The 14287-nt window shown below is 73.6% G+C and carries 6 protein-coding genes; 4 read left to right on the top strand and 2 right to left on the bottom strand.

Features of this window, described 5'->3' with window-relative positions; all coding sequences use genetic code 11:
• Window positions 1–10: 10 nt before the first annotated feature.
• Window positions 11–1564, bottom strand: coding sequence for an alpha/beta fold hydrolase (locus OHA99_RS12395; RefSeq protein ID WP_366473148.1), 1554 nt, complete (start codon window positions 1562–1564; stop codon window positions 11–13).
• A 152-nt stretch (window positions 1565–1716) separates the two neighbouring features.
• A complete protein-coding gene (locus OHA99_RS12390; protein WP_153178061.1) occupies window positions 1717–4494 on the bottom strand; it encodes a lysylphosphatidylglycerol synthase transmembrane domain-containing protein in 2778 nt (925 codons plus the stop codon).
• 185 nt (window positions 4495–4679) lie between these two features.
• On the opposite strand from OHA99_RS12390, the gene OHA99_RS12385 reads away from it, so the two are divergent.
• The 4 genes from OHA99_RS12385 (at window position 4680) to OHA99_RS12370 (ending at window position 14221) form a co-directional block, all read left to right on the top strand.
• A complete protein-coding gene (locus tag OHA99_RS12385) occupies window positions 4680–5087 on the top strand; it encodes an MGMT family protein (RefSeq protein WP_276209603.1) in 408 nt (135 codons plus the stop codon).
• A 266-nt stretch (window positions 5088–5353) separates the two neighbouring features.
• Window positions 5354–9088, top strand: a complete 3735-nt coding sequence (locus OHA99_RS12380; RefSeq protein ID WP_405695728.1) for an ATP-dependent helicase — start codon at window positions 5354–5356, stop codon at window positions 9086–9088.
• A gap of 185 nt (window positions 9089–9273) precedes the next feature.
• A complete protein-coding gene (locus tag OHA99_RS12375; RefSeq protein WP_405695727.1) occupies window positions 9274–12798 on the top strand; it encodes a UvrD-helicase domain-containing protein in 3525 nt (1174 codons plus the stop codon).
• 10 nt (window positions 12799–12808) lie between these two features.
• Window positions 12809–14221 (top strand): dipeptidase, encoded by a 1413-nt coding sequence (locus tag OHA99_RS12370; RefSeq protein ID WP_153178057.1) that lies wholly within the window; start codon window positions 12809–12811, stop codon window positions 14219–14221.
• Window positions 14222–14287: the final 66 nt, after the last annotated feature.

Below are 14287 nucleotides of genomic sequence, written 5' to 3'. Positions count from 1 at the left end.
GTCCCGGCCGTCAGGAGCACACGGTCCCGGCCGCCGGCACCTTGCCGTCGAGCAGATAGCCGTGCACCGCGTCCTGCACGCACCGGTTCTTGCTGTCGTAGGCGCCGTGGCCCTGGCCCTTGTACGTCAGTTCCACGCCGACGCCCTGGCCCAGCGCGTCCACCATCCGGCCGGCGCCCTCGTAGGGCGTCGCGGGGTCGCCGGTGTTGCCGATCACCAGGATCGGCGGCGCGCCGGGGGCGCTGACGTCGGGGTGGTCGGCGGCGCCGGCGACCGGCCAGTCGGTGCAGCTGAGCATGGACCAGGCGAGGTAGTCGCCGAACAGCGGGGACGCGTCCCGGAACTCGGGCAGCTTGCGTTCCACGTACGCCGTGTCGTACCGCGGCTTGTCGTCGGCGCAGTTGATGGCGACGTTGGCCGCGGTGATGTTGCTGTACTGGCCGTTCTCGTTGCGTCCGTTCAACGCGTCCGACAGCACCATGAGGACCCGTCCGTCGCCGTCGTACGCCTGCTCCAGACCCTCGGTGAGGTACTCCCAGAAGTCCTTCGAGTACAGGGCCTGCGCGATGCCGCCGGTCGCGGCGGTCTGGGTGAGTTCGCGGGGGAAGACGCCGGGGATCGGTTTGCGGTCGAGGTCCTTCAGCAAGCGGGCGATGCGCGCCTCGACGTCGTCCGCCGTGTCCCCGATCGGGCAGTCCTCGGTCTTCGACACACAGTCCTCGGCGAAGTTGTCCAGCGCCAACTGGAACCCCTTCGCCTGGCCCAGCGAGCTCTGTTCCGCCGTCTGCGTCGGGTCGACGACCGCGTCGAAGACGGCACGGCCCACGTGCCGGGGGAAGAGGTGGGCGTAGACGCCGCCGAGTTCGGTGCCGTAGGAGATGCCGAAGTAGTGCAGCTTCTCGTCGCCGAGTACCTGGCGCATCAGGTCCATGTCGCGGGCGGCGTCGGTCGTGCGCACATGCGGAATGATCTCCTTCGAGTTCTTCTCGCAGGCGGCGTTGAACTTCTCCGTGTTGTCCACCAACTCGGTGCGCTCGGCCCGGTCGTCGGGGGTGGCGTCCTGCTGGAAGTAGGTGTCGAGCTGGTCGTCGTCCAGGCACTCCACGGGGTCGCTGCGGCCGACGCCGCGCGGATCGAAGCTGACCAGGTCGTAGCGGGTGCGCAGTTTCGCGTAGTCCTGGCCGAACGCGGGCAGCGTGGTGACGCCCGACCCGCCCGGCCCGCCGAAGTTGAAGACGAGCGAGCCGATCCGCCGGTCCGCCTCGCCGCTGGCCCTGGCCCGGATCAGCGCGAGGCCGATCGTGTCGCCCTTGGGGTCGTCCCAGTCGAGGGGCGCCTTCATGGTGGCGCACTGCCACTCGTCCCCGTCCGGCAGCGGAGAAGGGGCGGCGCCGCCGCCCTCGGCCTCGGACGGTGCCGGGCAGTCCTTCCAGCTCAGCTTCTGGTCCGTCAGGTCCGCGTCGTTCTCCTGGGACCCGCCGCCACAGCCCGCCAGCAGGACGGACAGCGTCGTGAGGGCGGTGACGGTCAGGGCGGCGGCGCGCAGCCGGGAGGGATTCGGCATGCGTCCATCGTGCGGTCGCGCGGGAGCCCCCGCTCGGGACCAGGGCCGTATGAGGGATGAGGCACGAGGGATGAGGCGCGAGGCGCGAGGGACGAAGGGCGTGCAGGGGCAGGGGGAGCGTGCCGAGGCACGGAGAGCGCATCAGTGCCCGGTTACAGCGCCTCTTTGCGCGTGAGGTGGTTGAAGACCAGCCAGCCCGGCAGGACCGGCAGCCACAGGGTGAGCAGCCGGTAGAGCAGCACCGCGGGCGCCGCGACCTCCTTGGGGAGGCCGACGGCGATCAGACCGACCGTCAGCGTCGCCTCCACCGCGCCCACACCGCCCGGCGTCGGCGCGGCGGACCCCAGGGCGTTGCCCGCGAGGAAGACGACCGCGACGCTCGCGAGACTGATCGACGCGGAGTCGTCGCCGAAGGCGCGGATCGAGGCGTCCAGGCACATCACGAAGCAGGCGGTGAGCAGCAGCATGCCGCCGATGCCGGTGACCAGCTTCTGCGGGCGTTGCAGGACGTCCAGCATGCGCGGCACGACCCCGGCGAAGAGCGACCGCACGCGCGTGACGACGAATTTGCGCAGGAACGGCACGGACGTCACGACGAGCACCAGCACCGCCACCGTCAGCAGACCGGCGATGACCGTCCGGGACGGCGACAGCGACGGTGTCTTCTCGGTGCCGGTCAGATAGCCGAAGGACAGCAGCATCAGGATGTGGCAGCCGAGCCCGAACAACTGGGACGCGCCGACGCTCGCCACCGCGAGCCCGGGGCGCACGCCCGCACGTTGCAGGAACCGGGTGTTCAGGGCGACGCCACCGACCGCCGCGGGGGCGACGATCTTGACGAACGACCCGGCGACCTGCGCGGCCACGGTCCGCAGGAAGGGCACCCTCTCGGGGACGAAGCCCAGCAGGGCCATCGCGGCCGCGACGTAACTCGCCGCCGAGAAGAGCACGGCCGCGGCCACCCAGCCCCACTGGGCGTTCGAGATCAGCGGGCCGAACTCGATGTGGGTGAGCTGCGTCAGCAGGAAGTAGGCGCCGATCGCGCCGGCGATGAAGCTGATCAGCGTGCGGGGCCGTACCCGCTCCAGACGGGCCGGTTCGACGGGGGCCTGCGGCCTGATGCGCAGTACCGCGTGGCGGATCAGGGTGAGCAGGTCCTCCTCGCGCGCTTCCTCGACGGCCTCGTCCACGGCACGCTTCTCGGCCCGCTGCTCGGCGCGTACGGTCTTCTTGTCCGGTCTGTCGGCCTGGGCCGGCTGGTCGGCCTTTCCGGACGCGGGGTTCGTGGCATCGTGGCCGGCCGCCTCCGCGCGGGCCAGCTTGGCCTGGCGGGACGACTCCAGGACCGCCTCGCGCTCGCGCTGGGCCCGTTCCCGCGCCAGCTTGCGCAGGGTCGCGCGCGTGGAGCGGCTGAGTGCGATCGGCTGGAGCATCGGCAGGCAGTCCGCCACCGTGTCCGGGCCGAGCACACCGACCGCCGACGCGACCGCGCGTTCGGCACCGATCCGCAGGCCGAACGTCACCAGGAGCTGGGAGATGTCCATCCGCAGCAGCAGGTCGCCGGCGGCGATCTCGCCGATGCGCAGGTCGGTGAGGATCACCGTGCCGGAACGATCCACCAGGATCGCGTCGCCCACCAGCCTGCGGTGCGCGATGCGCCGGGACTGGAGGGCCCGTACCTGCTCCCAGGTGTCGCGCAGCAGGTCGTCGGTGATCTCCTCGTCCGTCAGCGAGTCCAGGGAGCGCCCGCCGGTGTGCTCGTAGACGAGCATCACGGCGTCGGGACCCAGCTCCGACGTGGCGATCAGCTTGGGGGCGTTGGCACCGGCCGCGATGGCCGCGTAGGCGAGCAGCGCCTCCTGCTCCAGGGCCTGCCGCAGCGAGGGAAGGCTGCTGCGGGTGGCGAATCCGCGCAGCGTCAGGTTGCGCCACGCCCGGTAGAAGAAGCCCTGGGCCTGCTGTTCCCGGTCCACCACCGTCACGTCGAGCGGCCGGCCGTCCTCCAGGGTGACGAAGTAGCGGCGGCCGCGGTCACCGGTCTCGACGCTGTCCGACGGCGCCTCCTGCCGGGCGGCGGTCACCGGCCGGAAGCCGACGTGCCGCAGGCCCGCCATCAGCGTCCGGCCGGTGGGGCGCACGTTGGGGGAGCCGACGGCGTACAGGGTGCCGTAGGCGACGGTCCAGCCGATGAGGACGGTCAGGATGATCGAGAACGGTGTCGTGTAACCGGTGACGAGCATCGAGAAGGCGTCGAGGAGCAGCACGATCCACAGCACCGCGCGCCAGCGGGGTCTGCGGGACATGCCGACGGCCGTCATGTACGCGATGACCGGCGCGAGGTAGCCGTGCACGGGGTCGGTCAGCGCGTGGGTGTCGCCCGGCGACGGCTGGGTGAGCGCCTCCTGGATCGAGCCGGGAGCGGCCTTGGCGACCCACAGGTCGGTGGCGAGGGTCACCCCGTGCGCGAGGACCGCCGCCAGCACGCCGTCGGCGATCCGTAGCCCGTCCCGTTTGATCAGCCGCTCGATGGCGAACGCGACCGGCACCAGGAGGATCGCGATGCTGGAGGCCAGTCCCGCGATCTTGATGAGCAGGTCGGGTGCCTGTCCCGTGCCCTTGTTGATGTCCTGCTCGAGGCCCGAGGTGGTGCCGTGCGCGAAGGCGGCGATGGCAAGGAGCACGGCGACGGCGAGCACGCCCACCAGGAGGCGTACCAGATCGGAGGGGCGGTGCACGCGCGCGGGGAGCAGCGGTTCGTCGCCCTCGACCTCGTCGATGTGGGCCACGTCGTCGGGGTCGGCGGCCGTCGCCGAAGGGCCTTCGGCCGTCCGCTCGCCGGCCTTCCCGCCGCCCTCGTCCGCGGTGTCCGGGCGCGACGAAGAGTCAGAGGTGCCCTCGGCGTCCTCGGGGTGCACACCCTGCTGCTTCATCGCCTCTTCTTGCTCTCGTATCACTGGTCACTGCCCGCACGATGGTGGCATGCCGCGTCGGCCTCGGCAGGCATCAGGGTGCCCGTGCGGGCCGCACAGTCTGCCCGAAGCGCCGCCTGCGGGCGAGGGAGGCGGGCTCCTGGGAGTGCGTCGCGTTGTCGGCGGAGTGCGGCACCATGGGGCGGATGAGCGAGCAGAGCCTTCCGGACGGCGTCCGTCCGGAGAACGCGGACGCGCTGCCCGAGTACGCCGAGCGGGTCCTCGACGTGACCGAACTGATCCCGCCGGGCCGCGTCATGACGTACGGGGACGTGGCCGAGTACCTGGAGGAGGGCGGGCCCCGCCAGGTCGGCCGCGTCATGTCCCTCTACGGGGGAGGTGTCCCCTGGTGGCGTGTCGTGCGCGCGGACGGGGTCCTGCTCGCGGGGCACGAGCTGGAGGCGATCGACCGCTACCGGGAAGAGGGCACGCCCCTGAAGGACGCGAGCAGAGCCGCCGAGGGCCACCTGCCGCGCCTCGACCTGAAGCGGGCGCGGTGGGACGGCGGCGGACGCGCACAAGGGGACGGCGGACGCGCACAGGGTCACACCTGACAGCTTCCGCCATGCGACCGGCCGATGGGGGACCTGTGATCCGTACGAGGTAAACCGGACACTTCGGGCATGTCCGTGCCATGACGTACGTTCGTGGGGCAGGGGGTGCTTGCGCCAGGAGTGACGCCAGGGATGAAGAGGAAGCGCTGCTTCCGCCTCTTCCGTCGGCGTAGCGTCGGCCGCACGCGTCCCCCTCATCCCGCGGCCACCGCCCCGCCCGCGACGCGGACGGCCCACCAGCACACCCACCAGGACCGGCGAACCACGTGAGCTCCTCTTCCTCCAGCGGACACCCGCCGCACCCCCAGGTGCGGCGGGGGAGCCGTGGCGCTTACCGACTGGTGCGTACCCCGCCGGCGCGCATGGACCCCCCTCGTCTGGACGCCGCACAGCGCGCCGTGGTTGACCACCGGTCCGGACCGCTGCTCGTCCTGGCGGGCCCGGGCACCGGCAAGACCACCACCCTCGTCGAGTCGGTCGCGGACCGGATCGCCCGGGGCGGCGACCCCGAGCGCATCCTGGTGCTGACCTTCAGCCGCAAGGCGGCCGTCGAACTGCGCGACCGGATGGCACTGCGTATCGGCGCCGGACGTGCCCCCAGGGCGACGACCTTTCACTCCTTCGGGTACGCCCTCGTCCGCGCCCACCAGGACAGCGACCTGTTCGTGGAGCCCCTGCGGCTGTTGTCAGGACCGGAGCAGGACGTGACGGTGCGCGAGCTGCTCGCCGGACAGGTGGACCTGGAGCGGCTCGGGCTCGCCCACGTGCGCTGGCCCGACGAACTGCGCGCCTGCCTCACCACCCGCGGCTTCGCCGACGAGGTCCGCGCGGTGCTCGCCCGCAGCCGTGAACTGGGGCTCGGCCCGGACGCACTCGGCGCCTTCGCCCGGCGCATCGGCCGTCCCGACTGGCGTGCCGCCGCCGTCTTCCTCGCCGAGTACCTCGACGTGCTCGACCTCCAGGGCGTGCTCGACTACGCGGAACTCGTTCACCGCGCGGTGCTCCTCGCCCGCCGCCCCGAGGTCGCCGCGCACCTGACCGCCCAGTACGACGCGGTGTACGTCGACGAGTACCAGGACACCGACCCGGCCCAGGTACGGCTGCTGCACGCCCTGGCGGGCGGTGGACGCTCCCTCGTCGCCTTCGGCGACCCCGACCAGTCGATCTACGCCTTCCGGGGCGCCGACGTGAATGGCATCCTGGGCTTCCCGACCGCCTTCCCGCGCGCGGACGGCCGGCCGGCGCCGGTCGCGGTGCTGCGGACCTCACGCCGGTCGGGAGCCGCCCTGCTGGCCGCCACCCGGCTGCTGACCCAGCGCATGCCGCTGACCCGCCTCCCCACCGACAAGGTTCGCGCCCACCGAGAGCTGGCCCCGGTACGGGACGGCGGGCGGGTCGAGGCGTACACGTACCCGACCTCGGGCACCGAACTGGACAACGTCGCCGACATCCTGCGCCGGGCACACCTGGAGGACGGCGTTCCGTGGCGCGACATGGCCGTCCTGGTGCGCGCCGGGTCACGCACCATCCCCACGCTCCGCCGCGCCCTCACCGCGGCCGGCGTTCCCCTGGACATCGACGGCGACGACCTCCCGCTGCGCCACGAGCCCGCGGTGGCGCCCCTGCTGACGGCACTGCGGGCCGTGGCGGAGGCGGAGGCGGGCACGGGGGAGCAGGCCGGGGCGGGCTCGGCGGGGGACGCGCTGCCCGACGCGGCCGCGAGCACGCACGACGTAGGCGAAGCCGCTCCCGCCGAGCGTGCCGACGACACGCCGCGCACAGCCGACGCGGACGGCGCGCCGGGCATGGACGACACGGACGACACGCCGCGCACAGCCGATGCGGACGGCGCGCCGGGCATGGCGGATGCGGACGACAGGGCGGACGCGGATGGCACGCCGCACTCGGCCGATGCGGACGACACGGTGGACGCGGATGGCACGCCGCACACGGCCGTTGCCGACGACGCCCGCGACCCAGCGACGGAGGCCGAACCCGCCCCCGCCCCCGACGCAGGCGCGGCCACAGACACGGCCACAGGCGCCGACGCGGACGCAGGCACCGGCACGGGAGCGAGGCCCCCGCGCGGCGTACGCGCCCCCCGTGCGGACGCTCCGTGCTGGCTCCCCACCGAGACCGCGCTCACCCTGCTCACCTCGCCCCTCGCCGGGATGGACGCCGCGGACCTGCGACGCCTCGGCCGAGCCCTGCGGGAAGAGCAGCGCGCCGCCGGCATCCCGCTGCCGCCCCCCTCGGACGAACTGCTCGCCCGGGCGCTGGCCGAGCCGGAGCGGCTCGCCGTGCACGACCCCGCGTACGCGCGCGGTGCCCAGCGACTCGGCGCGCTGCTGCGCAGGGCACGGGAGCGCCTCGCGGGAGGGGGCAGCGCCGAGGAGGCGCTGTGGGACCTGTGGAACGGCACTCCGTGGCCCGCCCGCCTGGAGCGCTCCGCCCGGCGCGGCGGCGCGGCCGGACGCAACGCCGACCGCGACCTGGACGCCGTGTGCGCGCTGTTCGCGACGGCCGCACGCGCGGAGGAGCGCACCGGCGGCCGGGGCGCCCTGAACTTCCTGGAGCAGATCGACGCCGAGGACATCGCGGCCGACACCCTCACCCGGCGTGCCGTACGCCCCGACGCCGTCCGTCTGATGACCGCGCACCGTGCCAAGGGGCTGGAGTGGCGGCTGGTGGTCGTCGCAGGTGTCCAGGAGGGGCTGTGGCCGGACCTGCGCCGCCGCGGCTCCCTGCTGGAGGCCGACCGGATCGGCCGCGACGGACTCGCCGAACCCCTCACCCCAGGAGCCCTGCTCGCCGAGGAGCGACGCCTGTTCTACGTGGCCGCCACCCGCGCGCGTGAACGGCTCGTCGTGACGGCGGTGAAGGCACCGGCCGACGACGGGGACCAGCCCTCCCGGTTCCTGACCGAACTCGGGGTCGAACCCGTCGACGTCACCGGCCGCCCGCGCCGCCCCCTCGCCGTCGCGGCGCTCGTCGCCGAACTGCGCGCCACCACCGTCGACCCCCGGGTCTCCGCCCCCCTGCGGGAGGCCGCCGCGCGCCGCCTGGCCCGCCTCGCCGCCCTGACCGACGAGGACGGCCGGCCTCTGGTGCCCGCCGCCCACCCCTACCGCTGGTGGGGCATGTGGGACCCGACCGAGAGCAAGGTGCCGCTGCGCGACCGCGACCAGCCCGTCACGCTCTCCGGCAGTGCCCTGGACCAGCTGGCCAACACCTGCGCCCTTCAGTGGTTCCTCGGCCGTGAGGTGAAGGCCGACGCCCCGGCGACCACCGCCCAGGGCTTCGGCAACGTGGTGCACGTGCTCGCCGACGAGGTGGCCTCCGGGCACACACCAGCCGACCTCGCCGTCCTCATGGAGCGCCTGGACTCCGTGTGGAACGCGCTGGCCTTCGACGCGCCGTGGAAGTCGGCGCAGGAGAAGGCCAACGCGCGCGTGGCGCTCGAGCGCTTCCTGAAGTGGCACGTCATGGACCGTGCCGGGCGCACTCCGGTGGCGAGCGAGCACGACTTCGACGTGACCCTGGAGGCGGGCGACTACGAGGTCCGCATCCGCGGCCAAATGGACCGGGTGGAGGCCGACGGCGACGGCCGCGCCTACGTCGTCGACTTCAAGACCGGCAAACAGGCACCCACGTCCGCGGAGGTGGCCCGCCACCCCCAGCTCGCCGTGTACCAGCTCGCCGTCCGCGAGGGCGCCGTCGACGACGCCTTCGACGGCGTACGTCCGGAACCGGGCGGCGCCGAACTCGTCCACCTGCGCCAGGGCGCGCCCAAGCGGGACGGCGGCGAGGCCCTGCCGAAGGTCCAGTCGCAGGAGTCGCAGGAGGGACCGGCGGGCGAGTGGGTGGGCGACCTGCTGGCCACGGCGGCCGGCAAGGTCCTCGACGAACGGTTCACCCCGACCACGGGCCAGCACTGCACCCACTGCGCCTTCCGCGCGTCGTGCAGCGCGCGGCCCGAGGGGCGGCAGGTCGTGGAGTGAGCGACGCGAGCAGCCGGTGCACGGCGACGGGACCGGGACCCCGGGCCGGAGAGGAGCCGGGGTCGGAGCCACCGGAGTCGAGTGGCCGGTGTGACAAGTCGCACCACACCGGCTGACCTGCGTGTACCCCACCCCTTGGGGACACGGGGCGCCCGCTGTCAGCGGCCGCCGCTAGCCTCTCTGACGTGCCTGCCCACATCACCGATCCCGAGCAGCTCAAGGAGCTCCTCGGCATCCCCTTCACCCCCGAGCAGACGGCCTGCATCGTCGCGCCGCCCGCCCCGCAGGTGATCGTGGCCGGAGCAGGGTCCGGCAAGACGACGGTGATGGCCGCACGCGTGGTGTGGCTGGTCGGCACCGGCCAGGTCGCCCCGGAGCAGGTACTCGGGCTCACCTTCACCAACAAGGCGGCCGGCGAACTCGCCGAACGCGTCCGTACGGCCCTGGTCAGAGCGGGCGTGACCGACCCGGACCTGATCGACCCGGACCACCCGCCGGGCGAGCCCGCGATCTCGACGTACCACGCCTTCGCGGGCCGCCTCCTGACCGACCACGGCCTGCGCCTCGGCCTCGAGCCGACCTCCCGCCTGCTCGCCGACGCCACCCGCTACCAGCTCGCCGCGCGGGTCCTGCGCGAGGCCCCAGGCCCCTACCCGGCGCTCACCCGGTCCTTCGCCGACCTGGTCAGCGACCTCCTCGCCCTCGACGCCGAACTCGCCGAGCACCTGGTGCGCCCCGAGGACCTGCTCGCCTGGGACGCCGGTCTCCTGGACACCCTGGAGAGCGTCCGGCTCAGCAACGCCGACCTGCGCAAGGTCCCCGAGGCCGCCGCCGCCCGCCGCGAACTGGCCGACCTGGTGACCCGCTACCGGGCCGCCAAACGCCGGCAGGACCTGCTCGACTTCGGCGACCAGATCGCCCTGTCAGCCCAGCTCGCCGGGCTCCCCGAGGTGGGGCGCGTCCTGCGCGACGAGTACCGGGTGGTGCTGCTCGACGAGTACCAGGACACGTCGGTGGCCCAGCGCATCCTCCTGGCGGGCCTCTTCGGCGGCGGCACCGGCCACCCGGTGACCGCCGTGGGCGACCCCTGCCAGGCGATCTACGGCTGGCGCGGCGCCTCCGTCGCCAACCTCGACGACTTCCCCGAACACTTCGCCCACGCGGACGGCCGTCCCGCCGTCCGTCAGGCGCTCAGTGAGAACCGCCGCAGCGGCGGCCGCCTCCTCGACCTCGCCAACGGCCTCGCCGAGCCCCTGCGCGCCATGCACGCGGGCGTGGAGGCCCTGCGTCCCGCCCCGGGCGCCGAACGCGACGGCATCGTCCGCTGCGCCCTGCTGCGCACCCACGCGGAGGAGATCGACTGGATCGCCGACTCCGTCGCCCACCTCGTGCGCACCGGCAAGTCGCCCGGCGAGATCGCCGTCCTGTGCCGCACCGCGACCGACTTCGCCGAGATCCAGGGCGCGCTGGTGGCCCGCGACGTTCCCGTGGAGGTCGTCGGCCTCTCCGGGCTGCTGCATCTGCCCGAGGTGGCCGACCTGGTCGCCGTCTGCGAGGTCCTCCAGGACCCGGGCGCCAACGCCTCCCTGGTCCGGCTGCTCTCCGGCCCGCGCTGGCGCATCGGCCCGCGCGACCTCGCCCTCCTGGGACGCCGCGCCCGGCTGCTCGTGAGCCACGCGCGCGTGGAGGGCGACGACGACCCGGACCGGAGGCTGGCGGAGGCCGTCGAGGGGGTGGACCCGTCCGAGGTGATATCGCTCGCGGACGCCCTGGACACCTTCCTGGAGACGCCGCTGGACGGCACCGGCGGCGACGACGGGCTGCCGTTCTCACCGGACGCGCGCGTGCGGTTCGCGCGGCTCGCCACCGAACTGCGCGAGCTGCGCCGGGCCCTGTCCGACCCGCTCATGGACGTCCTGCACCGCGTCCTCGCCGTCACCGGCCTGGAGGTCGAGCTGTCGGCGTCTCCGCACGCCCTGGCGGCCCGCCGCCGCGAGACCCTGTCCAACTTCCTCGACGTCGCCGCGTCCTTCGCCGCCGGCGACGGCGAGGCCACCCTGCTGGCCTTCCTCGGCTTCCTGCGTACCGCCGCCCAGTACGAGAAGGGCCTGGACAACGCGCTGCCCGGCGGGGAGAACACCGTCAGGGTGCTCACCGCGCACAAGTCCAAGGGCCTCGAGTGGGACGTCGTCGCCGTGCCCGGCCTCGTCACCGGCACCTTCCCCAGCGGCCAGGGCCGCGAGAAGTGGACCGCCCAGGGCAAGGTGCTGCCGCACGCACTGCGCGGAGACGCCGACACCCTGCCCGACGTCGAAGCCTGGGACTCCCGAGGCCTGAAGGCCTTCCAGGAGGCCATGAAGGACCACCAGCACACCGAGGAGCTCCGCCTCGGCTACGTCGCCTTCACCCGGCCGCGCTCCCTGCTCCTCGGCTCCGGCCACTGGTGGGGGCCCAGCCAGAAGAAACCCCGCGGACCGTCCGACTTCCTCACGGCCCTGTACGAGCACTGCGCGGCCGGACACGGCGAGATCGAGGTCTGGGCGGACGCACCGGCCGAGGACGAGGAGAACCCGGCCCTGCACCGGGCGACCGCCGACGAGGTCTGGCCCCTGCCCCTGGACGACGCGGCACTCGCCCGGCGCCGGGCCGCCGCGGAGACGGTCCTCGCCCACCTGGACGCCCTCGCCACCAGGGAGGACGGCTCTCCCGCCGCCCCCGACACCTACGACGACCCGGACTGGCCGCCACCCCCCGAGTACGACGAGGCGTTCCCGGAGGAGGCGGACGACGCCGACCGGGCCGCAGGGGATCCCGCCGACTGGGACACCTGGACCACGGACCGACCCGACGACACCTGGACCACGGACCGACCCGACGCCGCGAGGAGTCGGCCCGGGGCGACGCAGGGCAGCCCCACCGTCCCGCACCAGGCGTCGCCCCCCGAGCCGCATCGGGGCGACGCCCCCGTACCCACTCGCCTCACCCCGGAAGAGGCCCGTACCGTCGCCTCCTGGGACCGCGACCTCGAGGCGCTCACCGGCGAGCTGCTGCGCGCGCGAGAGAGCGTCACGGAGGTGCCCCTGCCGGCCTCCCTGACCGCCACCCAGCTGCTGAGCCTGGCCGCCGACCCGGACGGGTTCGCCCAGGAGCTGGCCCGCCCCATGCCCCGTCCTCCCCAGCCCGCCGCCCGCCGCGGCACCCGTTTCCACGCCTGGGTGGAGGCCCGGTTCGAACCGCTGACGCTGCCCCTGCTGGAACCGGAGGAGCTGCCGGGCGGCGACGCCGAGATCGCCGACGAACAGGACCTGGAGTTCCTGAAGGACGCCTTCGAGCGCACCGAGTACGCCCGCCGCACACCGTTCCGCGTCGAGGCGCCCTTCCAGCTCTCGCTGGCCGGCCGGGTCGTACGCGGCCGCATCGACGCCGTCTACAAGGAGGGCGACGGAGACACGGCGACGTACGAGATCGTCGACTGGAAGACCAACCGCGCCGCGACCGCGGACCCGCTCCAGCTCGCGCTCTACCGCATCGCCTGGGCCGAGCAGCAGGGCGTGCCGCCCACCTCGGTGACGGCCGCCTTCCTGTACGTACGCACCGGCGAGGTCGTACGGCCCGAGGGACTGCCGGACCGCGCGGCGCTCGAGAAACTGCTGCTGGCCGATCCGGTCGGTGACGAACCGCACGATCGGGGGGTGCGTGCGGGCCGATAGGCTCGTAAGCATGAGCCACCCCGTTGACAATGCTGTCAGCGCTGTCCGTACGTACATCGAACAGCACCGCGCCGCCTTCCTCGACGACCTCGTCGACTGGCTGCGCATCCCGTCCGTGTCGGCCCAGCCCGACCACGCGCCCGATGTCCGCCGCAGCGCCGACTGGCTCGCCGCCAAACTGAAGGAGACCGGCTTCCCGACCGCCGAGGTCTGGCCCACTCCCGGGGCCGCCGCGGTCTTCGCCGAATGGCCCTCCGGGGACCCGCAGGCACCGACGGTCCTCGTCTACGGCCACCACGACGTACAGCCCGCCGCCCGCGAGGACGGCTGGAACAGCGACCCCTTCGAGCCCGTCGTCCGCGAGAACCGTCTCTACGCGCGCGGGGCGGCCGACGACAAGGGGCAGGTCTTCTTCCACACACTCGGTGTCCGCGCCCATCTCGCCGCGACAGGCCGCACCGCTCCCGCGGTGAACCTCAAGCTGCTGATCGAGGGCGAGGAGGAATCCGGCTCCCCGCACTTCCGCGCCCTCGTCGAGGAGCGCGCCGAGCGGCTCACCGCCGACGCGGTGATCGTCTCCGACACCGGCATGTGGTCCGAGGACACCCCCACGGTCTGCACCGGGATGCGGGGCCTCGCCGAGTGCGAGATCCGACTGCACGGACCCGACCAGGACATCCACTCGGGATCCTTCGGCGGCGCGGTCCCCAACCCGGCCACCGCCGTCGCCCGCCTCGTCGCCGCCCTGCACGACGAGCACGCGCGCGTGGCGGTCCCGGGCTTCTACGACGGCGTGATCGAGCTCACCGACCGCGAACGCGAACTCTTCGCCGAGCTGCCCTTCGACGAACCGCGGTGGCTGCGCACGGCCAAGTCGTACGCCGCCCACGGCGAAGCCGGGCACACCACCCTGGAGCGCGTCTGGGCCCGCCCCACCGCCGAGGTCAACGGCATCGGCGGCGGCTACCAGGGCCCCGGCAGCAAGACGATCATCCCGTCGTCCGCCATGGTGAAGCTCTCCTTCCGCCTCGTCGCGGGCCAGGACCCGGACCACGTGGAGAAAGCCGTCCGCGCCTGGGCCGCCGAGCAGGTGCCCCCGGGCATCCGCTGCGAGATCACCTTCGGCTCCGCCACCCGCCCCTGCCTGACGCCGCTGGACCACCCGGCACTGCGGTCCGTGGTCCGCGCGATGGGCCGGGCCTTCGAGACACCGGTCCGCTTCACCAGGGAAGGCGGCTCGGGACCGGCCGCCGACCTCCAGGAGGTCCTCGGCGCGCCGGTGCTGTTCCTCGGCATCTCCGTCCCGTCGGACGGCTGGCACGCCCCCGACGAGAAGGTGGAACTGGATCTGCTCCTCAAGGGCGTCGAAACCTCCGCCCACCTCTGGGGCGACCTGGCGGAGTACTGGCGTCACGCACCCTGAGCGTCGCGCACGGTCCGGGACCCACCGGCATCGCGCGCGGCACACTGGAAAGGCCGCCCCGCGCCG

The sequence above is a fragment of the Streptomyces coelicoflavus genome, from assembly GCF_045041415.1.
GTDB lineage: Bacteria > Actinomycetota > Actinomycetes > Streptomycetales > Streptomycetaceae > Streptomyces > Streptomyces coelicoflavus.
The sequence above is the reverse complement of the archived record's forward strand: the minus strand, read 5'-3'. Positions and strand labels throughout refer to the sequence as shown.